At 29.2% G+C, this 23,731-nt stretch carries 23 protein-coding genes; 5 read left to right on the top strand and 18 right to left on the bottom strand.

The features are described from left to right. The first annotated feature begins 27 nt into the window (after positions 1–27). The 5 genes from ACSIGE_RS00470 to ACSIGE_RS00450 all read left to right on the top strand — a co-directional run bounded on the left by ACSIGE_RS00470 (position 28) and on the right by ACSIGE_RS00450 (position 3,795). Entirely contained in the window at positions 28–417 is a 390-nt protein-coding gene (locus tag ACSIGE_RS00470; protein WP_440880836.1) for a 6-phosphogluconate dehydrogenase, read from the top strand. Between the two features lie 43 nt (positions 418–460). Beyond that, positions 461–952, top strand: coding sequence for an acyl-CoA thioesterase (locus ACSIGE_RS00465; protein ID WP_440880835.1), 492 nt, complete (start codon positions 461–463; stop codon positions 950–952). A 182-nt stretch (positions 953–1,134) separates the two neighbouring features. Continuing rightward, complete coding sequence (locus tag ACSIGE_RS00460) at positions 1,135–1,953, top strand: ion transporter (RefSeq protein WP_440880834.1); 819 nt, start codon at positions 1,135–1,137, stop codon at positions 1,951–1,953. Then, the gene (miaA, locus tag ACSIGE_RS00455; RefSeq protein ID WP_440880833.1) at positions 1,953–2,858 is read left to right on the top strand and encodes a tRNA (adenosine(37)-N6)-dimethylallyltransferase MiaA; all 906 of its coding nucleotides are present in this window, start codon (positions 1,953–1,955) and stop codon (positions 2,856–2,858) included. Before ACSIGE_RS00460 ends, miaA begins: the two co-directional genes overlap by 1 nt. A 121-nt stretch (positions 2,859–2,979) precedes the next feature. Next, positions 2,980–3,795: a DUF1853 family protein gene (locus ACSIGE_RS00450; protein WP_440880832.1), complete on the top strand. Its 816-nt coding sequence runs from the start codon at positions 2,980–2,982 to the stop codon at positions 3,793–3,795. Here ACSIGE_RS00450 and ACSIGE_RS00445 read toward each other — a convergent pair. The 18 genes from ACSIGE_RS00445 to typA all read right to left on the bottom strand — a co-directional run bounded on the left by ACSIGE_RS00445 (position 3,770) and on the right by typA (position 23,661). Beyond that, positions 3,770–4,693, bottom strand: a complete 924-nt coding sequence (locus ACSIGE_RS00445) for an EamA family transporter (RefSeq protein ID WP_440880831.1) — start codon at positions 4,691–4,693, stop codon at positions 3,770–3,772. The two genes, ACSIGE_RS00450 and ACSIGE_RS00445, sit on opposite strands and share 26 nt — an antisense overlap. Positions 4,694–4,804: 111 nt before the next feature. Then, complete coding sequence (locus ACSIGE_RS00440) at positions 4,805–5,479, bottom strand: type 1 glutamine amidotransferase domain-containing protein (protein WP_440880830.1); 675 nt, start codon at positions 5,477–5,479, stop codon at positions 4,805–4,807. A gap of 70 nt (positions 5,480–5,549) precedes the next feature. Next, positions 5,550–6,116, bottom strand: coding sequence for a Crp/Fnr family transcriptional regulator (locus tag ACSIGE_RS00435; RefSeq protein WP_440880829.1), 567 nt, complete (start codon positions 6,114–6,116; stop codon positions 5,550–5,552). A gap of 17 nt (positions 6,117–6,133) precedes the next feature. Next, positions 6,134–7,288, bottom strand: coding sequence for a class I SAM-dependent methyltransferase (locus ACSIGE_RS00430; RefSeq protein WP_440880828.1), 1,155 nt, complete (start codon positions 7,286–7,288; stop codon positions 6,134–6,136). A 36-nt stretch (positions 7,289–7,324) separates the two neighbouring features. Continuing rightward, a complete protein-coding gene (locus ACSIGE_RS00425) occupies positions 7,325–7,492 on the bottom strand; it encodes a hypothetical protein (protein ID WP_440880827.1) in 168 nt (55 codons plus the stop codon). A 258-nt stretch (positions 7,493–7,750) separates the two neighbouring features. Beyond that, positions 7,751–8,689 (bottom strand): fasciclin domain-containing protein, encoded by a 939-nt coding sequence (locus ACSIGE_RS00420; protein WP_440880826.1) that lies wholly within the window; start codon positions 8,687–8,689, stop codon positions 7,751–7,753. A 367-nt stretch (positions 8,690–9,056) separates the two neighbouring features. Next, positions 9,057–9,641, bottom strand: coding sequence for a bifunctional phosphoribosyl-AMP cyclohydrolase/phosphoribosyl-ATP diphosphatase HisIE (gene hisIE, locus ACSIGE_RS00415; protein WP_440880825.1), 585 nt, complete (start codon positions 9,639–9,641; stop codon positions 9,057–9,059). Further along, on the bottom strand, positions 9,632–10,390 hold the full coding sequence (hisF, locus tag ACSIGE_RS00410; RefSeq protein ID WP_440880824.1) for an imidazole glycerol phosphate synthase subunit HisF: 759 nt from the start codon (positions 10,388–10,390) through the stop codon (positions 9,632–9,634). Before hisF ends, hisIE begins: the two co-directional genes overlap by 10 nt. Beyond that, positions 10,384–11,097, bottom strand: a complete 714-nt coding sequence (gene hisA, locus ACSIGE_RS00405; RefSeq protein WP_440880823.1) for a 1-(5-phosphoribosyl)-5-[(5-phosphoribosylamino)methylideneamino]imidazole-4-carboxamide isomerase — start codon at positions 11,095–11,097, stop codon at positions 10,384–10,386. Before hisA ends, hisF begins: the two co-directional genes overlap by 7 nt. Continuing rightward, the gene (gene hisH / locus ACSIGE_RS00400; protein WP_440880822.1) at positions 11,097–11,681 is read right to left on the bottom strand and encodes an imidazole glycerol phosphate synthase subunit HisH; all 585 of its coding nucleotides are present in this window, start codon (positions 11,679–11,681) and stop codon (positions 11,097–11,099) included. The genes hisA and hisH overlap by 1 nt, the downstream gene beginning before the upstream one ends. A gap of 61 nt (positions 11,682–11,742) precedes the next feature. After that, positions 11,743–12,879, bottom strand: a complete 1,137-nt coding sequence (gene hisB / locus ACSIGE_RS00395; protein ID WP_440880821.1) for a bifunctional histidinol-phosphatase/imidazoleglycerol-phosphate dehydratase HisB — start codon at positions 12,877–12,879, stop codon at positions 11,743–11,745. A 28-nt stretch (positions 12,880–12,907) separates the two neighbouring features. Then, complete coding sequence (gene hisC / locus ACSIGE_RS00390; protein WP_440880820.1) at positions 12,908–13,945, bottom strand: histidinol-phosphate transaminase; 1,038 nt, start codon at positions 13,943–13,945, stop codon at positions 12,908–12,910. Then, positions 13,938–15,227, bottom strand: coding sequence for a histidinol dehydrogenase (hisD, locus tag ACSIGE_RS00385; protein WP_440882229.1), 1,290 nt, complete (start codon positions 15,225–15,227; stop codon positions 13,938–13,940). The genes hisC and hisD overlap by 8 nt, the downstream gene beginning before the upstream one ends. 13 nt (positions 15,228–15,240) lie before the next feature. Then, positions 15,241–16,098, bottom strand: a complete 858-nt coding sequence (hisG, locus tag ACSIGE_RS00380; protein ID WP_440880819.1) for an ATP phosphoribosyltransferase — start codon at positions 16,096–16,098, stop codon at positions 15,241–15,243. A gap of 284 nt (positions 16,099–16,382) precedes the next feature. Beyond that, positions 16,383–17,870 (bottom strand): tetratricopeptide repeat protein, encoded by a 1,488-nt coding sequence (locus ACSIGE_RS00375; protein WP_440880818.1) that lies wholly within the window; start codon positions 17,868–17,870, stop codon positions 16,383–16,385. 393 nt (positions 17,871–18,263) lie between these two features. Then, a complete protein-coding gene (locus tag ACSIGE_RS00370; protein WP_440880817.1) occupies positions 18,264–19,721 on the bottom strand; it encodes a hypothetical protein in 1,458 nt (485 codons plus the stop codon). Between the two features lie 271 nt (positions 19,722–19,992). Then, positions 19,993–21,492 carry a transcriptional regulator gene (locus tag ACSIGE_RS00365; protein ID WP_440880816.1) on the bottom strand — a complete coding sequence of 500 codons (1,500 nt, stop codon included), beginning with the start codon at positions 21,490–21,492 and terminating at the stop codon, positions 19,993–19,995. A gap of 396 nt (positions 21,493–21,888) precedes the next feature. Beyond that, positions 21,889–23,661: a translational GTPase TypA gene (gene typA, locus ACSIGE_RS00360; RefSeq protein WP_440880815.1), complete on the bottom strand. Its 1,773-nt coding sequence runs from the start codon at positions 23,659–23,661 to the stop codon at positions 21,889–21,891. Positions 23,662–23,731: the final 70 nt, after the last annotated feature.

The following is a 23,731-nucleotide window of genomic DNA, read 5'->3' as shown; positions in this document are numbered from 1 at the left end:
ATTTGTTATTATAAATAAAAAAAACACATGAAAAAAATACTAGTTTTAATATTAGTTATTATTAGTTTAACAGCAGGCCTATATTATTCATTTATTTATTTTGTACCCTACAGTAAAGGTGTTAGATCTGGAGAATTAATAAAAATTAGTAATAAAGGTATTGCTGTAAAAACATGGGAAGGCGAAATTAGCCAGGGGATTTCTGGTGCTCAAATTTTTTCCTTTTCAGTTGAAGACAAGAATAAAAAGGTTATTGATGATCTTCAAAAATATCAAGGAAGATATGTAAAAGTTCACTATAAAGAACGTTTTGGTACTTTTTTTTGGTTAGGAGATACTAAATATTTTGTAACACAAGTAGAAGAAGAACAATCACCTCATTTTAGAGGTACTACAACAAAGAAAGATGAAAAATAAATTTGTAAATGTAGAAGACACTCGTATTTCAATAACTGAATTGATGCTGCCCTCACACGCTAATTTTAGTGGAAAAATACATGGTGGGTATGTTTTAAATTTGATGGATCAAATAGCTTTTTCTTGTGCCTCCAAGCACTCAAGCACTTATTGTGTGACAGCATCTGTAGATACCGTTGATTTTCTTAATCCGATAGAAGTTGGCGAGCTTGTTACTATGAAAGCTTGCATAAATTACGTTGGTAAAACGTCAATGGTCGTGGGTATTCGTGTAGAATCTCAAAATATTCAATCTGGAAAAGTAAACCACTGTAATTCTTCATATTTTACTATGGTTGCTAAAGATCAAAATGGAATAGGTAAACAAGTACCTGGCTTAATCATAAACAGTGAAATTGAAATGAGAAGATTTTTAAAAGCTACTAAGCGAATTGAAATGAAAAGAAAGCGGCAAGATGAATTTGATGGAGAGAACTTTTTAATCCAGAAGTATATTAAAGATTTAGAATTCTATAATGTAAAAATTAACCTTTAAATCTTATCCTTATACCTAATAAAGTACTAAAGATTGATGATATTTAACCTTTGATAGCAATTAAAGACATCTAGTTTATAATGAGGCCTCTCTTTTATTTATATACGTAAACTATGCATATATTATTCAAATTTGGCAACCAAAATTCTAAAGCCTATTTTTGTTAAATAAAATATTTTTTTGTGAAAAGTCAACAAAATAATTGGAAGGAAAAACTTCATGAAATTATATATGAAGCTGACACCAAAGAAGGCAAAATATTTGATGTAATTCTTTTAATCGCTATTCTGTCGTCAGTTCTTTTTGTCATGCTAGAAAGCGTTAATCATATTCAACTAAAATATGGTACATTATTAAATATCGGTGAATGGCTTTTGACTATTTTGTTTTCTTTTGAATATATTTTTAGAATTATTTCAATAAACAAACCGACTAAATATATTTTTAGCTTTTATGGCATTATTGATTTTTTGTCAACTATTCCAAACTATTTGTCTATTTTCTTTTTAGGAACCCACAGTTTAATCGCTCTCAGAGCATTAAGGTTGCTTCGAATTTTCAGAATTTTAAAATTAGCCAGGTATATAGGTGAAAGTAATAATTTTATAAAGGCTCTTAAAGCAAGTAGAGCAAAAATAGCTGTCTTTTTATTTTTTGTTTTGATATTATGTATTATACTTGGAACACTTATGTATTTAATAGAAGGAGGGGATAATGGTTTTACTAGTATTCCAAGAAGTGTTTACTGGGCTATTGTTACACTCACAACAGTAGGTTACGGAGATATTGCTCCAAACACTCCTTTTGGTCAATTAATCGCGAGTATTATTATGATTCTTGGATACGGTATTATTGCTGTTCCAACTGGTATTGTCTCCTCTGAAATGGTAAAAACACAAGATTTACATTTAAATACTCAGGTATGTCTAAACTGTGGTGAAGATGGGCATGATGATGATGCTATTTTTTGTAATCACTGCGGAACTAAATTAAACATTTGATGAATAAACTACTTATTTCCATTGTAGGTGCAACTGGAATTGGAAAAACTGCACTTAGCATAAAATTAGCTAATCATTATAATTGTGACATCATTTCTTGCGACTCAAGACAATTTTATAAGGAAATGACTATTGGAACTGCTGTTCCAAGTGAAGAGGAACTTAATGCCGCTAACCATCATTTCATACAAAATAGAAGCATAACTGAGAGCTACAATGTAGGTCAATTCGAAAAGGAGGCTCTTCAAAAAATAGATGAACTTTTTTTAAAATCTCCTATACAAATAATGGTGGGTGGTAGTGGACTTTATTTAGATGCTGTTTTAAAAGGACTAGACTACTTCCCTAAGGTTGATTCAAGTATCAGGTTAGATCTTAGTAAAAAGATGAAATTAGAAGGAATAAATTCTCTACAAACATTACTAAAAAAATACGATCCTGAGGCTTATGATACAATAGCTATAGACAACCCACATCGTTTAATAAGGGCTCTAGAAATATGCATTGGGACTGATCAAAAGTATTCTTCTTTTAAAAATAAACCTAAATTAAAGCGAAACTTTAAGTCAATAAAAATAGGTTTAAAAGCTGATAGAGAAATAATTTATGATCGTATTAACAAACGCGTTGATATCATGATCAAAAATGGTTTAATTGATGAAGTAAAATCATTACATCAATTCAAAGAGTTAAATGCTCTTCAAACTGTAGGCTACAAAGAATTATTTGACTATTTTGAAGGAAAAATTCCTATGAAAGAGGCCATTGAAGAAATAAAAAAAAATACAAGGAGGTTTGCAAAGCGTCAAGGAACTTGGTTTAGGAAAGATTCAGAAATTATTTGGTTTGATTTTAAAGAGAAATTGGAATGTATAGTTTCGGCAATAGAAAGCAATATCGTTTAAGATAACAAAAGCAAAATTTATTTTAAATGATATAAAAAAATAATGATTTTTAAGTTTTGTAATTAATGCTCTATAATTTAATATTCTGTATTTTAATAATTATAGTTAAAAATAAATCACAATGCAGAAGAATGAAGGAAACATAGGACTGCAATATACTGGCTTTTCTAAAACACCATTTCTATGGAAAGACAAAAAAGTTTTTGACTTAAATCAATTTAAACCTCAAAATAGATCAAGTATTTCCTTTAATTTAGCTGTTGATAGAAACTTAAGATTAGGAAAGCTTGTTGAAAGATTTGTCTCATTTGATTTTCAGAACACTCCAAATATTAAAATCATAGCAGAAAATATACAAATTCAAAATGGAAAAATTACCTTAGGTGAATTTGATTGTTTACTTGTTAAAAATAATACTCCAATACATATTGAGATAATTTATAAATTCTATCTTTATAACCCTAAAGTAAATGAATCTGAGCTTCATAAATGGGTTGGTCCTAATTTAAAAGACTCCCTAGTTAAAAAGTTAAAAAAATTAAAAGACAAACAATTCCCTCTACTTTTCTCAAAGCAAAGTGATCATTATTTGGAAAAACTAAACTTAGTTAAAAAAAACATTAAGCAACAAGTCTATTTCAAAGCACAACTTTACATCCCTTTTACTTATGAAAAATATAATTTTTCTATCATTAACAATAATTGTATCATTGGCTTTTATTGTAATTACATAGAATTATCTCAATTTTCAAAACACAAGTTCTATATTCCTAATAAACATGATTGGCTTATAATACCACATAAAAATGTAACATGGCGCAATTATAAAGAAGCCCATGACGAAATTACTAAATTTATTAAGCAAGAACGCTCACCACTTTGTTGGATAAAAAAAAATAATGGTGAACTTATTAAACTTTTTGTGGTTTGGTGGTAACCTTATTCTTTCCTAATCTTTTTCTAGTATTTATAAAATAAACGCCTGTCAATAAAACAACAGAAGCTATGACAGACTGAATAGTCAACTTTTCATCTAAAACATACCAACCTAATAAAAGTGCTATTACAGGATTAACATACGCTGATGTTGATACTTTTTCTGTAGAAACTTCCTTCAATAAATAATTAAAGGATGTAAAAGCTACGATACTGCCAAATATAATTAATAAAAACATTGACATTTGCGTGCTAAACTTCCAATGGTATGGAGAACTCCAAGGCTCTCCTAATAGAAAGCTAACCATTAATGAAAGCATGCCTGCTATTAACATCTGAAACCCTGTACTTACAAAAAAGTTTTTAGGAAGGTTTGCTTTAGAAACAAAAACACTCCCATAGCTCCAACTAAAAACACAAGTAAAAATCATAAAAACACCCAGAATAGTATCTTCTGAAGTCCTCACCTCATTTTGACTTACCAATAAATACATTCCAAAAATTCCCAAAGCAACTCCAAATATCGATCTTCGTTGCATTTTTTTTCCATCTATTAAACGCATTAGAAATAGCACGAATAATGGCTGGGTGGATGCCAATAAAGCTCCAAAACCACTATCAACATACTTCAATGCCCAAACAAAAACACCATTACCATAAACCAAAAACAGAAATGAAGCTATTGCTGAATTAATTATTTGATTTTTACTTACCTTAAGAGACTTTCCTAGAATTTTAGCTATTAACATTATTAAAATACCTGCGGTAGTGAACCGTACTCCCGCTAAAAACATCGGATCTATCTCAGAAACAGCTATTTTATTTAATAAATAAGTTGATCCCCAGATAACATATGTTGAAAAGAATGCCAAAATAACTAAAATAGTTGATTTATTCATGTCTACTGCTTAAGGTGGTAAATATATAATAAACTTTCTATTTTAAATGCTCTAAAACAAAAAGCACTAGTCAATCTATTAATTGTAAGTGCTTTTTCGATAAAAATTAATTTATAGCTTTGCTAGTAATTTGGCTGCTACTGACTCTGATGAAGCTGGATTTTGCCCTGTAATAAGATTACCTTCTTCCTGAACAAACGATTCCCAGTCATTTGCTTTTGAATAAATACCTCCATTTTTTACAAGTTCGTCTTCTACCAAATAAGGAACAATGTGAGTTAATTGTACAGCTTCTTCTTCTGAATTTGAAAAACCTGTTACTTTTTTACCTTCTACTATTGGTTTACCTTCGATTTCTACATTTTTAAAAACAATTGGAGCGTGGCAAACAGCCCCTACAGGTTTATTATTTTTATAAAAAGCTTCTATTAATTTGATCGAATCCATATTATCAGACAAATCCCAAAGAGGTCCATGTCCACCTGGATAGAATATTCCATCAAAATCCTCTTCTTTAATAGTACTTAGCTTTTTCGTTTTAGACAACTCTTTTTGTAAATCCTTGTCATTATTAAAACGAACTGATGCCTCTGTTTGATTTTCTATTTCATTACTCTTAGGATCAATAGGAGGCTGACCTCCTTTTGGTGAAGCTAATGTAATTTCGATACCTTTCTCTTTTAAAAAATAATAAGGTGCTGCAAATTCCTCTATCCAGAATCCAGTTTTATGTCCAGTGTCACCTAAATCTTCATGACTAGTTAAGACAAAAACAATTTTTTTCATAATATTAATAATTTTAATTTCTCAAAAATACACTACTACTAATTCATAAAAATTGATCTAAGGTAATAAATTATATTTCTTTTCGAATTCTACTTAAACTTTCTGTAGTGATCCCTAAATATGAAGCTAAATGATAATTTTTTATAATTTGTTCAATATTAGGGTATGTTTTTAAAAATATTTCATATCGTTCCTTTGCTGATAATGCCAGGTTATTCAAAATTCGTTTTTGAAATCTAACCGTTGCTTTTTCTAATTTTTTCCTGTAAAAGCACTCTATCTTTGGAACCTTTTTATAAATATCTTCTAAGTTTCTTTTAGAAACTTTGAGAACTATTGAATCGGTAATACATTCTATTGTCAAAACAGACTTACTCTCCGAAAAGTAACCTATATAATCACTAATCCACCAATCTTTTACTGCAAATTGAACAGTATGCTCTTTACACTTTTCATCTAAGAAAAATGTTCTTAAACACCCCTCTACTACATAAAATTGATACCTGACGTTGTCCTCTATATCTAATAAAACATCTCCTTTTTTATGTTTTGTTTCATGAAAAATAGCAGCAACTTCTTTGAGTTCATTTACCGACAAGTCAATATCAAAAAAGATATTTTTAATAAAAGTCTTCATTAAATATTAGTATTTCGCTAAGAAATTAAACTTTCTAGGTAATGCTCGTCTATTTGGTAAGAACTCTTTAACTCATGAATTTTTTCATCTAATAAACTAGCATTTATTTTTTTTATAGACTTAGAACCAATTAACATAATATTCTTTCTTGTATGTTCATTACTAACAAATTCAAATACTTTTGTACTGTAATTATATTTCTCCATAATTAATGCTCGAATCGTATCTGTAACCATTTCAAAATGACGTTCCTTAAAAATTCCATATTTTAAAATTGGACTATTTTGCTCTTTTCCTTTCACTTGTTGCCTAACTTGCTTGTGACAACAAGGAGCACAAATAATCAGCTCTGATTTAGCTGACAGTCCTTTAAAAATAGCATCATCCGTGGCCGTATCACAAGCGTGTAACGCGATTAAAATATCTATTTTATCGTTGTCATATTCCTGAATTGGTTGGGCTACAAACTTTAAATTAGAAAAGCCACATTTTTTAGCTACATCATTACAGTAATTTACAAGATTATTACGCAACTCAATACCTGTTATGGTTACCTTATATTTACACCTATTCACTAAGTAATCATATAGAGCAAAAGTTAAATATCCTTTTCCTGATCCCATATCTACAATATGGATAGTTTTGGGAAGTTTCACGGATTTCAACTGAACTTCTATAATTTCCAAGTATTTGTTTATCTGACGATACTTATCAGCCATTTTAGGAATCACCATAGCTTCTTTATCCAAAACTCCCAGTAGTTGCAAATACTTTCCTGAAGCTAATCTTTCTTTAGGTTTATCATGGATTTCTGAGGGTTTAATGGTTAAAGTAGGCTTAGTCCTTTTATAACTAACCTTTTTCTTCTTTGATATTAAAACTATTAAATCGTTCGATAAAGTAAATAAGGTTACCGCTTTAAAGTTCTCTGTTAAAAGGAGCTCCAACTCTTCAATACTTTCTTCCAATGAATAATTTTTAACTTGATCATTGGTTAAGTATCTATATAAGAATTGTAAACAAGGTCCCTCTTTTATCCTGACCTTTCTTACATATACATTCGCTAATTTATTCCCTTTTTTAGTAACTTTACTCAGAGTAAGTTTTACAAAGCTATCATTCGTATAACTTTCTTTTAGCCCTATAAATAGTTTCTGTAATGCTTCTTTCAAATCTTTAACTTTTAATCATTGTTTATGCATGTTTAATTAAGCATATTCATACATAGCAAAAATAAGCAATCTAAAAACAAGCATGCTCCAAAAAACTCCAGTTTCTATGGTAATATAAAAATTATGTTTGTATATTTCCATAGCGATGAAAGTCATGTCTTCTTTTCTGAAAAGAATCTCTTTTTGTTTTAGTAATAATTTCATACTTATAAATCTTTAGTCTTAACTAAAGAAATAACGTTCAAAAGAAGTATGCAAGCAAAATACTATTCATAATTTTCTAAAATATTACTAATACACCGATGTTAAAAATTCTTTTTAGTAGAAGTATACTTAAAAGAGGTAACAAACTAAGATCTTAGAAATATAATAAATTTCAAAAGCTTTTTCTAAAAGAAGTAAAATCGGCATAACAACAAAATTACACCGATATTTGAAGTAAAAAAGTTAAGATTATTAAAGTTATGGAAGTAAAACGGCATCTACGACGTGAATTACTCCGTTGATACCCTGAATATCCGTTGCACTTATAGTAACTATTTGACCACTTGAAGTTTTCAATTTAGTTCCATTTGTCAAATCAACAGTAATTTTATCAGAACTAAACATTTTTATTTCTTGATTATCTTGAAGTTGCTTAGATTGAACATTAGCAGCATTTACAACATGATACTTTAAAACGGTATCTAAAGTTTCAATTGGTATATCTGTCAAACTGCTCCACGCTGAATTACTATCTAGCAATACCTGAAAAGCATCATTAGTTGGAGCAAAAATAGTAAACGGACCATCTCCATTTAAAATAGATGCAAAATCTGTTGCATGTCTACTATCTGTTAAAGCTGCTACAAGCATTGAAAAGTTTGAATTATTAATTGCTGTGGTAACAACATTTGGAGGCAACATTACTTTATCTATTATGTGAACAATACCATTCTTTGCTTCTAAATTAGCAGTAATTGGTTTTGAATCTCCATTAAATTCAATGGCTTCAGTAGTTTCAATTTGTAAAGATAAACTCTCTTCATTTGGACCAACAGCCAATGTTTTGACATAGGAATCAGATAAATCATCAGAGGTCACTTTTTGATCTAACACGTGAAACTTAAGAACATTTGTTAACAAGTCCATTGGAATGTCTTCTAATGAATTCCAATCACTATTAGAATCTAATAAAGACTGAAAAGCCGCATTAGTTGGAGCAAAAACCGTTAGTGTACCATCTGCAGAGAGGGTTTCTACTAACCCTGCTTTTTGTATAGCCGCTACTAGCGAACTTAAATCAGTTGAAGCAGAAGCTAATTCTACAATATTCTTTGGCATTAGAACAACTGAATCATCATCAGAATCATCACATGAAATAAATGTTGAAAAAACTACCAATCCAAGTATCACAATCATTTTTAAATTATTAGTTAACATTGCTAATTGTTTTAAATTATACCTACTTCTTTTTTTGAGTCTATATTCGGTTAGTTCAGACTTTGTTTATTTTTATTCAAACTACAGTAAAGTTGTACTTCATTTAAAAAATCATCACAACCTAAAAAACTGATTCAAACAAATTTAAACAAAATTTGTTTAACAAAATGTTAAAAAAATTAAACAAAAAAACAATAGCGAATGGCTCTTAATAAAAAGTTATCTCTGAATTTTACTGCTTTTAAAATATCTGTAAACTAATTTACTATATGTGTTACAACTATAATTTTATATTTTTACAACAAAAACACCCAAAGCTTATATAGTAGTTTAAATCCAAAATATTTTAATTTCTAGCCTTCAGAACCTCTTCAATGTCATTTAATCTCATACCCTTAGATTTTAATAGTAGTAGATAATGGTATAACAAATCAGCTGCTTCATTTTTAAAGAGCTCATCATTGTCGTCTTTGGATTCAATAACTAATTCCACTGCTTCTTCACCTACCTTCTGAGCCACCTTATTAATACCTCTTTTATAAAGTTTATTTGTATAAGATTCTTCAATATTATTATCTATTCTGTCGTGAATAATTTCTTCTAGTTTATATAAAAAACCTTTATTCACTTCTTCCCCGAAACAACTTGTTATTCCTTTGTGACATGTTGGACCTTTCGGTGTAACTTGAATTAATAAAGTGTCTTTATCACAATCTATTTGAATTTTTTTTACATACAAAAAGTTACCTGAAGTTTCTCCTTTCGTCCATAAACGTTCTTTTGTCCGGCTATAAAAAGTAACCACTCCTTCTTTTTGTGTTTTTTCAAATGCTTCTTCATTCATATAGCCAAGCATTAATACCTGTAAAGTGACTTCATCTTGAATGATTACTGGAACTAAGCCATTTACTTTTAAAAAATCTATATGCATCGTATGGGAATATTTTTTTGTTTCAATTCTTTTTTTAATGTCGGTATGGGTATTTCTCCAAAGTGAAAAATACTAGCAGCCAAACCCGCACTCGCTTCTGTTTTTATAAACACTTCATCAAAATGCTCAACCTTACCTGCCCCTCCGGAAGCTATCACTGGAATATTTACCGAAGTACTTACTGCCTTAGTAACTTCTATATCAAAACCATCTTTGGTTCCGTCACTACTCATTGAAGTTAGCAATATTTCACCTGCTCCTAAATCTTCTACCTCTTTTGCCCAGTCTAAAGTTTTTAAATCTGTTTCAAAAGTTCCTCCTTTTGTAAACACCTTCCAAACACCGTCAACATTTTTAGTATCAATTGCTACAACGACAAACTGACTTCCAAATCGTTCCTTTAAATCGACTATTAACTGAGGATTCTTAACTGCGGAAGAATTAATACTTATTTTATCTGCGCCCGCTTTAATTAATACTAACGCATCATCAACAGAACTTATACCTCCCCCTACTGTAAACGGAATATTAATTTCCTTCGCTATTCTTTCCACAAGATTTACTAAGGTTTTTCTATTTTCTAAGGTTGCTGTGATATCTAAAAACACTAATTCATCAGCGCCTTGCAATACATACCGTTTGGCCAATTCAATAGGATCTCCTGCATCACGAATATCCATAAAGTTTACACCTTTAACCGTTCGCCCATTCTTGATATCCAAACAAGGAATAATTCTCTTTTTTAGCATAATTCTTGTAGTTCTTTTAATGTTATTTTCCCTTCGTAAATAGCTTTTCCCAAAATAGCTCCACTACAGCCTATTTCTTTCAATTCATAAAGGTCATTCATGTTTGCAACTCCACCACTAGCTATTAAATTAACTTTCGTTTCTTTGTTTATCTCCTTATACAATTTAACCGAAGTACCTTGCAACATTCCATCTTTAGCTACATCAGTACAAATACAGTTCTTAACTCCTTTCGATTTATATTTCTTTATAAAATCAATAACATCTAGCTCAGATTTCTCAAGCCAACCGTGTGTTGCTATCTTTCTATCAATACAATCTGCTCCCAGAATTATTTTCTCACTTCCATAAAGGTTGATCCAGTTCATAAAAATATCAGGATATTTCACGGCAATGCTACCTCCTGTTATTTGGCTCGCTCCGCTTTCAAATGCGATTTGTGCATCTTCTTCAGATTTTAATCCTCCGCCAAAATCTATGATTAATCTCGTTTTGGATGCGATTGCCTCTAATACTTTGTGATTTACAATATGACTAGATTTCGCTCCATCTAAATCTACTAAATGTAAATACTGAATTCCATTATCTTCAAACTCCTTGGCGATTTCAACGGGGTTTTCATTATACACTTTTTTAGTATTATAATCCCCTTTAGTTAAGCGTACACACTTTCCGTCTATAATGTCAATTGCTGGTATAATTCTCATTATTTAATTTCTAAAAAGTTCTTTAATAGTTTTTCTCCTACATTTGCTGATTTTTCTGGATGGAATTGCATAGCGTAAAAATTCCCCTTTTTCATAATGGAACTAAAAGGCTTTATATAATCGCCAGTTGCAATAGTATCATCACATACTTCTGCATAATATCCATGTACATAATACACGTCATTCTCTGATGGCATTTCTTTAAATAAATCAGATTTCGCACTCATTTTAAAATTATTCCATCCCATATGAGGGACTTTATCTTCTGGGGGGAAACGCTTGGTAGAAGTATTAAACACACCTAAACATTTTGTATTTCCCTCTTCCGAATCTTTACATAAAAGTTGTAAACCAAGACAAATACCCAATACAGGTTGTTTTAAAGAAACAATCAACGTATCCAATTGCTTTTCTCTCAAATAGGCCATTGCGGAACTTGCTTCACCCACACCGGGAAATATAACTTTATCTGCTTTTGAGATCTCAGCATGATTATCTGTAATAACACTTTTATATCCTAATCTTAAAAGCGCATTTTGGACAGATCTTATATTTCCGGCATTATATTTTATTATCACTATCATTTTCAATTATCAGTTATCAGTTATTAGTTAAAATTATTTATTGATTATTGACAACCATTGATTAATATAACACACCTTTCGTTGATGGTAATATCATTTTATCAGTATCTCTTTTCACAGCTACCTTAATAGCTTTTGCAAAAGACTTGAATATCGCTTCTATTTTATGGTGTTCGTTTGTTCCTTCAGCCTTAATGTTTAGATTGCATTTTGCGCCATCTGTGAAGGATTTGAAAAAGTGATAAAACATTTCTGTAGGCATTTTACCAATCATTTCTCTTTTAAATTGAGCTTCCCAAACCAACCAGCTTCTACCTCCAAAATCAATTGCCACTTGCGCTAAACAATCATCCATTGGTAAACAAAAACCATAGCGTTCAACACCTAACTTTCTACCTAAAGCTTTTGAAAAAACTTCTCCTAAAGCTATAGCGGTATCTTCAATTGTATGGTGCTCATCTACTTCTAAATCTCCGATAACTTTAATATCTAAATCCATTTGTCCATGACGAGCTATTTGATCCAACATATGATCAAAAAATCCAATTCCAGTATTAATATTACTCTTACCAGTACCATCTAAATTTAACTGGATACTTATTTTTGTTTCGTTTGTGTTTCTTGTAATTTCAGCACTTCTGTCTTCTAATTTCAAAAATTCATAAATTGCATTCCAATCATTACTTTCCAACGCTATGACTCTATCTAATTCTTTTCGTTTTACTGTAATTTCATCAGAACCAAAATAAGTTTCATCATTAATATAGATTGCTTTTGCATTTAAATTCTTGGCCAATTCGACATCTGTCAATCGATCTCCGATAACAAATGAATTCGCCAAATCATACTCATCGGAAAAATATTTTGTTAACAACCCAGTATTAGGCTTTCGAGTCGGTTGATTATCTTTTGCAAAAGTTCTATCAATTATTTCATTGGTGAATACAATACCTTCCTCTTTAAGTGTATTCATTACAAAGTTTTGAACAGGCCAAAATGTATTTTCTGGATAAACTTCAGTACCCAATCCATCTTGATTGGTGACTAATACAAGCTCAAAATCTAACTCTTTGGCTATTCTACCTAAGCCTTGAAACACTTTAGGGTAGAAAACCAATTTCTCAAACGAATCTACTTGTTCATCAGCTGGTTCCTTGATTAATGTTCCGTCTCTATCTATAAATAATACTCTTTTCATCTTTCTGAGTTATATTAAGTTTTTGCAGTTATTGTTTTTTTACTAATAATTTCATAGCATTGATTAGTTGATCATTTTCTTCTTTGCTACCCACAGTAATCCGTAAACAATTTCTAACCACCTTATTCCTGTTTCTGGTAATAATTTTTTGAGCTACCAAAATTTGATAGATTTCATTTGCATTAACTACTTCAATCAATATAAAATTAGCTTGTGAAGGATATATTTTCTTTACCATATCCAACGCTTCAAATCGTTTTATAAGCTTCTCCTTTTCATTAAGAATAAGATTCTTTTCTATTTCGAATTGTACCTTATTATCTAATCTTTCTAAAACTGCTTGTTGATTTAAGGTACTCACATTATATGGAGGTTTTACTTTCTTAAACCAATCAATGATATTAGCATTCGAGTATGCTACTCCTACTCTTACACCTGCCAATCCCCAAGCCTTACTAAATGTTTGACAAACTATTAAGTTAGGATAATTGTTTACTTTAGAAGTATAAGATTCTTCTAAGCTAAAATCTATGTACGCCTCGTCAATTATCACAATACCTTTGAAATTATTTAATATGTAATCAACTGAAGACTTATCAAAACAATTCCCTGTTGGGTTATTTGGAGAACAAATAAAAATAAGTTTTAAGTTTTCATTATCGATATGCGAATTCAAAGCATTCGTATCAATTTCAAAATTTTCATCTAATGGAACTTTAATTAATTCCACATTATTAATTGAAGCGGAAACATCATACATACCATAAGTTGGTGAAAATGTTAGTGCCTTATCTACTCCTGGCTCACAAAAAATTCGAAAAACTAAATCAATAACTTCATCGCTTCCATTACCAATAAACACTTGGTTGTTATCTACTTTTTTAATTTTTGAAAGTTCTTTCTTTATTTCTGACTGATTCGGATCAGGATATCTATTCAATTCTCCAAAAGGATTCTCATTGGCATCTAGAAATACTTTTGCTTCTCCTTTAAACTCATTTCGAGCAGAAGAATATACTTCTAGCTTTACTATGTTGGGTCGTATTAATGAATTCAACTTAAACATTTTCAATATCTTTTAGTCTTACAGTTATAGCATTTTTGTGCGCTTCTAAACCTTCTGCACTTGCCATTAATTCAATGGCATTTCCTATATTTTTAATTCCTGTTTTCGTTACTTTTTGAAAAGTAATTTTCTTCACAAAGCTATCTAAAGAAACTCCGCTATAATTTCTTGCAAATCCATTTGTTGGCAAAGTATGGTTTGTTCCACTAGCATAATCTCCAGCACTTTCACAGCTATAATTTCCCAAGAAGACTGAACCTGCATTCACAATTCCTCCAATGAATTTCTCTGGACTATCTGAAGCAATAATTAAGTGTTCAGGGGCATATTTATTGCTAAATTCAAGACATTCTTCCTCATTTTCTAAAACCAAAACAAAGCTGTTTGCTATAGCTTTCTCAGCTATTTCCTTTCTTGGTAACTGATTTAATTGTTTTTGAACTTCTTCTACCACGTCTTTGGCTAAATTCTCGTTAATTGTAACCAACAAAGCCTGACTATCTGGTCCGTGTTCTGCCTGTGATAGTAAGTCCGCTGCCACATATTCAGGATTCGCCGTTTCGTCAGCAATAACCAAAACTTCACTAGGGCCTGCTGGCATATCAATGGCCACTCCTTTTTGTTGAACCAACTCCTTTGCCTTTGTTACAAACTGATTTCCTGGCCCTAAAATTTTATATACATTGGGAATCGTTTCTGTTCCAAAAGCCATTGCTGCTATTGCCTGTGCACCTCCTATTTTGAAAATTTTTGTAACACCAACCAAAGAGGCTGTGTATAAAATCACCGGATTAACCTTTCCTTCTTTATTTGGTGGAGTACAAAGGATAATTTCTTCACATCCGGCTAATTTCGCTGGTACACCTAGCATTAAAATTGTTGAGAATAAAGGAGCTGATCCTCCAGGAATGTATAATCCTACCTTTTCTACAGGAACACTTTTTCTCCAGCAATTGACTCCTTCTGTTGTTTCAACAATGCTTTCTTCACTTATTTGCGAAGTATGAAACTTCAATATATTTGATTGTGCCAACTTAATTGCTTCTTTTAAACAATTCTCTACCAAGTTTTCAGCTTCAATTAATTCTTCATTTGAAACCAAAAGACCATCAAGAACAACACCATCAAATTGCTTTGTATACTCTTTAATAGCTGTATCTCCTTTTATTTTAACTTTCGATAAAACACTTTGAACCTTTTCGGTTAAACCTTCATTATTTAGTAGCACTCTTTTTGTTAAACTTTGAAGAGAGCTTTTATCTGGATTTGTAATTATATTCATTAGATTGTCCATATTACATCACCATTTTTTCAATTGGACACACTAAAATACCTTCTGCTCCCGACTTTTTTAATTCGTCTATTATTTCCCAAAATTCATTCTTATTAAGCACTGAGTGTACTGAACTCCAGCCTTTTTCAGCTAAAGGTAATACTGTCGGACTCCTCATTCCAGGAAGAATATTGATTATCTCTTCCAATTTATCATTTGGTGCATTCAATAAAACATATCTCGATTGTCGTCCTTTTAAAACAGACTGTAATCTAAATTGAAGCTTATCAAGTATTTCTTGTTTTGAGCTTTCAATTTTTGGAGAAACCGCCAAAACCGCTTCAGATTTTAAAATTACTTCTACTTCTTTTAAATTGTTTTTGAATAGTGTAGAACCACTTGAAACTATATCGCAAATACCACCTGCTAAACCTATGTTAGGAGCTATCTCAACCGATCCATTAATAATGTGCAATTGTGCATCAATACTGTTTTCACTTAAATAATCACTTACCGTTTTCGGGTATGAAGTTGCTATTTTCTTTCCTTGAAAATATTGTATCCCGTCATAAACTTCACCTTTTGGAATTGCTAAGGAGACTTTACATTTTGAGAAACCGAGCTTTTCAATAAAGTTGATTTCTTCACCCTTTTCTATCAATAAGTTTTCACCAATAATGGCAATATCAACAACTCCATCCTTCAAATACTGAGGAATATCGCCGTTTCTTAAATAAAAAACTTCAAGTGGGAAATTGCTAGAAGAAGCTTTAAGCTGATCCTTTCCATTGTCAATTGAAATACCACAGTCCTTCAAAATTTGTAGAGAATCTTGATTTAATCTTCCTGATTTCTGTATGGCTATTTTTAATTTACTCATTTTAGTTTTTTTTGTTTGAGTAAATCTTCTTGGAAAGTTTATTTCTTGATAGTATAGAAATAAAAAACCCGTTTGATTTACTCAAACGGGTTAAAATATATTTTAATTTTTATTCAATACATTTTCAGCTCGCCTGAGTGCAAGTATGAAAATGATGGTGATGTAATTGAATAAAATTCATTCTATTTAAAATTATTAAGCAAATATTCTAAAAATTATTTTAATTACCAAATAATTATTTGGTTCTATTAAAAAATATTCTTTTTTGAAAAATAACACTCTATTTACAAGTTATTTAATAAATTGTATAAACTATCTTCTTTGTCCAACCCTATTTTTTTCTTTATCCTATACCTTGTTGTTTCAACGCTTCTTGGAGATACATTTATCATTTGTGCAACCTCTTTACTTTTCAAATTTGATACAATATAAGTACAGTGTTTTAAATCATTTACAGATAAATCGGGTGCTACATTTTTTAACTTTTCAAAGAACTCTGGACGGTTTTTTTCAAATTGAACTTTAAAATCATCCCATAACTCTTCTTCAGAAATAAGAATATTAAGCTTTTTTTTAATGCCTATTAAATATTTGGAAGCAGAAGAATTAGTGTCTACATAGGCATCAATATCCTTACTTATATTTCGTATATTATCGTTATATGTTGAAATTTTTAAAACTCTTGAAAATAAAGATTGCTCATTTAATTTCAATAAATTTTCAATTTCGCTTTTTTTGTCTTTCAATAAAATATTTTTCTCTTTCATTTCCACTATTAACGAACTTAATTTTTTATTCAAATCTATTATTTCTCTTTTTTTCTTCCTGTCTCTTTTTGAATTGAAAAATAAAACAGAAACAAGTAAAACCAAAAAAATCAACGAAATACTTCCTAAAAACATGGACCTTCTTTGTGCTTTTATTATGATTTCTTTATCCTTTTTAAGTTTACTTTCTAAGTCTAATTCTTTAGCAAAAGATTTACTTAATAGTGCCTGTTGCTTAAAGTGCATTTTAACACTAATATTTCGAGACTTTTTAAAATAGTTTGATGCCTTTTTAAATTTATTTCGAGCAGAATAATACTCACCATAAACATAATTAATTAAACTATTATCAAAAAGATTATTTTCATCAAGAAACTGCTCTGCTTTTTTAAAATAAGAAACTGCATTAGCATAATCTCCCAATTTAACATAACTATCTCCTGTTCGAGCGTAAATTCTAACTATATTTCTTTCCGATTTAATCTCTTTCATTAAATCGAGACAAGACATCACATATTTTATTGATGATTCCCATTGACAAAGATCTCTTGAATTCATAAAAAGATTATAGTAAGTATCAATTATATGCTGCTTTTGTTTTGTTTTTTCTAAATGGAATAGTGCTTTTTTATAATAATCTCTGGCCTTTAAAAAATTTTTATTTTTTAAGACCTCATTGGCTCCAACAGCATTATTAACTAATCCTAAAAAAAAATGATCTTTTGAATTTTGAATTAAAGTCAACGCTTTGTTAAAAAAAAAACCAGACTTTTCAAAATTTTTATTCATATAACAACAGACTCCTCGTAAATAATATAATTTACTTTTAATAGAATCTTCTTTTACATTAATGTTATTAATCTTTATATATCTAAAAAGAGTATCAAGAATCCTCGTATCCTCTGTTTTTTGGAATGAATAAAAGGCTGTTAAAATTTTATCATCACTACTTAGACTTTTTGTTTTTCCCTTATCTGCTGTAGCTCCAAGGACTATACTCTTCATCAGAATAAAGAAATATATAATCAAACACTTATTTAAAAAGTTAATTTTACGCACTTTGTTTCTTTTTTTGTGTAAAACTGAATTATTAATATTTTTTCTCTTCTAATTTACATATTTACTTAATTGAAAATAAATTAACTATAACTTAAGTTCATGGATATTTCCTGAAAGAAATAATTTTATATTTAAATTCTTTTTTTTTTCGACGATTAACCATGATCTTTCTTCAGTTAGTTATTACATCATAAAAGATGTATGATGAATAAGAATTCTTGTTTAAATATTTTTTATCACTTATTTATTTAATTATTATTTTTTGATATTATTTCAAATAAAGCTCAATTTCATAATTGTTGATCTTGTTTTATAAGAAAGATGTTCTAAAGAAATAATTCATAAACTCGATAAAAAATCATATAAACTTTCATCTTTATTTAGTCCTATTTTTTTTTTGATTCTATATCTTGTTGTATCAACACTTCTTGGTGATATATTTATTAGTTGAGCAACTTCTTTACTTTTCAAATTTGATACAATATAAGTACAGTGCTTTAAGTCATTTACCGATAAATCAGGAGCTAACTTTTTTACTTTATCAAAAAAATCTGGTCTAATTTTTTCAAACTGAAACTTAAAGTCTTCCCATAATTCATCTTCTGAAATTAATAATTCTAATTTATTTCTAATTTTCATAACATAAGAAGAAGCAGAAGAGTTCTTATTCATATAATCATCAATTTCTAAACTAATTTTCCTAATTGTATCTGTATATGTTGAAATTTTTAGAACACGAGAAAAGAGCGTTTTTTCATTTAATTTAAGTAAATCTTCAATCTCCCTATTTTTTTTATTTAATTTAATATTATTGTTTTTTAAATCTATAATTAAACTATTTAATTCCTTATTTAACTCTGTTATTTGATTATTTTTTCGGCTATTTTTTTTAAAAAAAAGAATCAATAAAAAAATGATCATGAAAAGTAATACTATTGCTGTTAGACCAACTAAAAGAATTTTTTTTTGATTTTTTATCGTCTTTTTGTTTTCTATTCGTAGTTTTTGTTCTAAGTCTAATTCTCTCTTGTAAGATTCTTCAATTGATTTGATATTAAAACTACTTAACTTTCTCCATGAAAGAATCGCTTTTTTTAAATCATCAACAGCAAGTTTGTTTTCTCCTTTTGAAGCATTTAAATTAGCTTTTGCTTCATAATACCAAGCATATGTTCTTTCTTTGTTTTTATGATTACTTTTTTGCAATTTTTTTTCTAGAATATTAATATAATATTCGGCTCTTTTATATTTATTTAATTTTATATAGGTATCTGCTATTAAGTAATAAAGTCTCTTATAATAAATTAATAACTCTTCATTATCACCGATAAGATTCAGACAAGTTTCAGCATACTTCAATGCCTTTTTATAGTTTTGCAACTCCCTAGAATTAACTGTCAAATTATAATATATTTCAATCAACTTGTTTTTATTATTGACTTTTTCAAAACACTCTATTGCTTTTCGATATAACAAATCTGACTTTTCGTAGTTTTTATATATATAATTGATTAGAACAGCTCTATCATTAAATATATAACCTTGTAGCAACTTGTTTTCAGTTTTGACTGCAAGCTTATAGGATTCTTCTAGAATTTTATCAGCCTCTTTATACCTATGTAGCGTTATTGCTTCATAAACACCGTTTAGATATAAAATATAACTATTTATAGTATCTGTTAATTTAAGTTCGTTATTTTTTTTCAAGAACTTACGTAAAACCTCAATATCTGAAGTATCCTCTGTCTCTTTAAAATTATTAAAAATATCAATAACCTTATTTTGATAATTCTCCACACTGATTGCCCCATTTTTATCCTGTATGAATGAAAATACATTAATATCATAAAAAAATAAACAAAGAAATGATAAGATAAATTTAAAAGTAAATCTTCTAGTCATAATATAAAAACACTTAACCTTAAAAATTATATTTTTAACAAAAAAAACATAAAATAGAATCACAAAATTAATGATTATCATTATATATATGTTTTTTTTTATAAAAATAACAATTTAGTAACATAGCGAAAAAATAGGTATTGATTCGCTAAAATTTTGAAAGAATTTAAAGATTGCTTAAAAAATCGTATAAATTTTCTTCCTTATCAAGACCTATTTTCTTTTTAACTCGATACCTGGCTGTTTCAACGCTTCTAGGAGAAACATTGATTAATTGAGCTACTTCTTTACTTTTTAAATTTGAAACAATATAGGTGCAGTGCTTTAAATCATTAACAGATAAATTAGGCGCTATCTCTTTTAATTTAGTAAAAAAACTTGGACGAATTTTTTCAAATTGAACTTTGAAATCTTTCCATAATTCTTCTTCGCAAACCAAACTAATAAGTTTACTTCTAATAGTAGCAAGAAAGGAAGATTTAAATGAATTGTTGTCATAAAAAGAATCTATTTGCTCGATTATTTTATTAAGGGTATCATTATATGTTGAAATTTTAAGAATACGTGAAAACAAAGCTTGTTCGTTTAGTTTTAAGAGTTGTTCTATTTCATTTTTATTGTTTTCTAGTTTTTTATTTTTGTCTTCTAGATTAGCTATTAATTTTTTTAATTTCTCATTTAAATGAAATATGCTTTTATTTCTTTCTCTATTTTTTTTTCTTAAATAAAAAACTGAAATTAAAGATAAAACTAATACAACTATAATTACACTACTCAAGTATAATATTTTTCTTTGCGAATTAATTATTATTTGATTATCTTTTTTTAGTTTATTTTCTAAGCTTAGTTCTCTTTCAAAAGCTTCTTTTAAGTTTCTTTCATTCTCTTTATTTTGTTCACTTTTTAAAGAAACTACCTTTTTATAAAGAGTATTAGCTTTACTAAACTCTCTATTTGATTCTAAAAACTTTGCATACTTCAAAAAGTATAAGAATCTTTCAGGTCCTGTATTCACTATAAAACTATCTGCAGATATAAATGATCTCTTAGCATTTTCAAAATCTTTTGTTGCAATATAACAATCTGCTTTAATAACATAAAGTGTATTCAATAAATCAGATCTTTTTTTTGTTTTTTTTATTAAGTTTATACATAATTCTGAGTATTCAAGAACATTTTTACAGTTTTTATTCTTCTTATTTAATATCGTTAAATTATAATATGTATCTAATTCTTGAACTTTTCTATCTGATTTTTTAAAATAATCAATGGCCTCTTTATAATAAACTTCAGTAATTGTAGCATCCTCATTCATTTTTGAGGAAATAACTCCTAAATCATTTTTAACCAACCCCAATAAAAGACAATCCTCATAATTCTCAGCCAATTCATATGCCTTTAAATAATATTTTATAGCTTTTTTATATCGCAAAAGCTTAAGGTTTTTAACACCTCTTAAATACAATATTTTACTATTAATTGAATCTTCTTTAAAAGTAAGCTTCCTAGACCTTAACCTTGTTAAAATTGAATCGAGTAATTTTTCATCCTCAGAATCAATATATTTATGATAGGTTACAACGACACCATCACCATTAACATCTGATTCCCCTTTAAAACCAAGAACATTAAAAGATAAAAATATTAAACAAAAAAGTAAATTCACTTTATTGTTCCAAAAAACACATACTTTATCAATACAAAAAAAATAATGAAAACCCACTTACAAATAAATATATTAGCTTAAACCCATCCAAATATAATTTATTTCAAAAATATCTTCACGACAAAAAAAATATTAAACGATAATTTTTAAAATGTGAAAAATAACACACAAATGGTTAATTAACATAGATAAATAGGATAAAAACACTATAAATAAGTCACTTAAATCATATAATTACAGATTTAAAATTACGATAGAAAAACTCATTACTAAATTTATAAAAAAGCTCATGTCGAGCGAAAAACCCATTATAAATGATCATTTATAATGGGTTTTTTATGTCAATAACTCTTGGTAAAACTAAGGAAATATTTTAAGATATTATTACATATACAATTATTTCACAAAATTGATTTTTCGTAAACGTAAACTTTCTGGGGTTACCTCTAAATATTCATCATCTTTAATATACTCCATACACTCCTCGAGCGACATATCTATTTTAGGTGCAATTTTAACTCCATCATCAGAGCCTGAAGCTCTTACGTTTGTTAATTTTTTACCTTTTATTAAATTAACTGCTAAATCGTCTTGCTTCGCATTTTCTCCAACAACCTGTCCCTTATATATTTCTTGATTAGGATCAATAAAAAATCTTCCTCTATCTTGAAGACGATCTATAGCATATGCTGTAGCCTTTCCCGCTTCAGAAGATATTATTGCACCGTTTACTAAGTCAGAAAATTCGCCTTTATAGGCGTCATATCCTCTTAAACGATGATTGATAATTGCCTCTCCTTGTGTAGCTGTTAATAATTTATTCCTTAATCCTATTAAACCTCTTGATGGTATATCAAATTCTAAGTGTTGCAAATCACCTTTGGGTTCCATTACTAACAAATCCCCCTTCCTCATAGTGACAAGATTAATTGCCTTACTAGCTAAATCTTCTGGCACATCAATCACTAATGTTTCGTATGGTTCACTCTTTACCCCATCTATATCTTTTAAGATTACCTGTGGTCTTCCTACTTGCAATTCATAACCTTCACGTCTCATTGTTTCAATTAGTACCGATAAGTGTAAAATTCCTCTACCAAAAACATTAAACTTATCCTCTGTATCCGTATCCTCAACTCTTAAGGCTAAGTTTTTTTCAGTTTCTTTATAAAGACGATCTCTTAAATGACGCGAAGTTACATACTTTCCTTCTTTTCCATAAAATGGAGAATTATTAATTGTAAATAGCATACTCATAGTAGGTTTATCAACCTCTATTCTTGGCATTGCTTCTGGTGATTCTAAATCAGCAATCGTATCACCTATTTCGAAGTCATCTATACCCGTTATAGCACATATATCTCCACTTCTAACCTTATCTGCTTCAACTTTTCCCATCCCTTCAAAAACATGAAGTTCTTTAATACGAACTTTTTTAGTTGACCCATCTGACTTACAAAGCATATAGTCTTTGTTTTTCTCCAAATCACCTCTAAATACTCGCCCAATGGCTATTCTTCCTTTAAATGAAGAATAATCCAATGACGTAATTTGCATTTGAGGAGAACCTTCTCTATAAGGCGCTTCAGGAATAGTTTCTAAAACAGCGTCTAGCAACGGAATTATATCTTCTGTTGGTTCTTGCCAATTTTTACTCATCCAGCCGTTTTTAGCTGAACCATATATGGTGGTGAACTCAAGTTGTTCTTCAGTTGCATCAAGGGCAAACATTAAATCAAAAACTTTTTCATGAACCAAGTCAGGAGTACAATTTTCTTTATCGACTTTGTTTACAACTACAACAGGTGTTAACCCTAATTCAATTGCTTTTCCTAAAACAAAACGAGTTTGAGGCATAGGACCTTCAAACGCATCAACCAATAAAAGGACACCATCGGCCATTTTTAACACACGCTCTACTTCACCACCAAAATCGGCGTGCCCAGGTGTATCTATTACATTAATTTTAACACCCTTATAATTAACCGATACATTCTTTGACAAGATAGTAATTCCGCGTTCTCTCTCAAGATCATTATTATCTAGTAATAAATCTGTACGCTCCTTTCGCTCATCTAAAATTTTAGCCTGGTCTATTATTTTATCAACCAAAGTTGTTTTTCCATGGTCGACGTGTGCTATAATAGCGATATTTCTTATTGATTGCATTTTGCTACTTAAATTTGGCGCAAAAATAGTATATTATTATGTAATATATGAAGTTTTTTATTTAAGATAC

The organism is Tenacibaculum profundi, assembly GCF_052050075.1.
Classification (GTDB): Bacteria; Bacteroidota; Bacteroidia; order Flavobacteriales; family Flavobacteriaceae; genus Polaribacter.
Note: the sequence above shows the minus strand (reverse complement) of the source record. Positions and strands in the feature narration are given on the sequence as shown.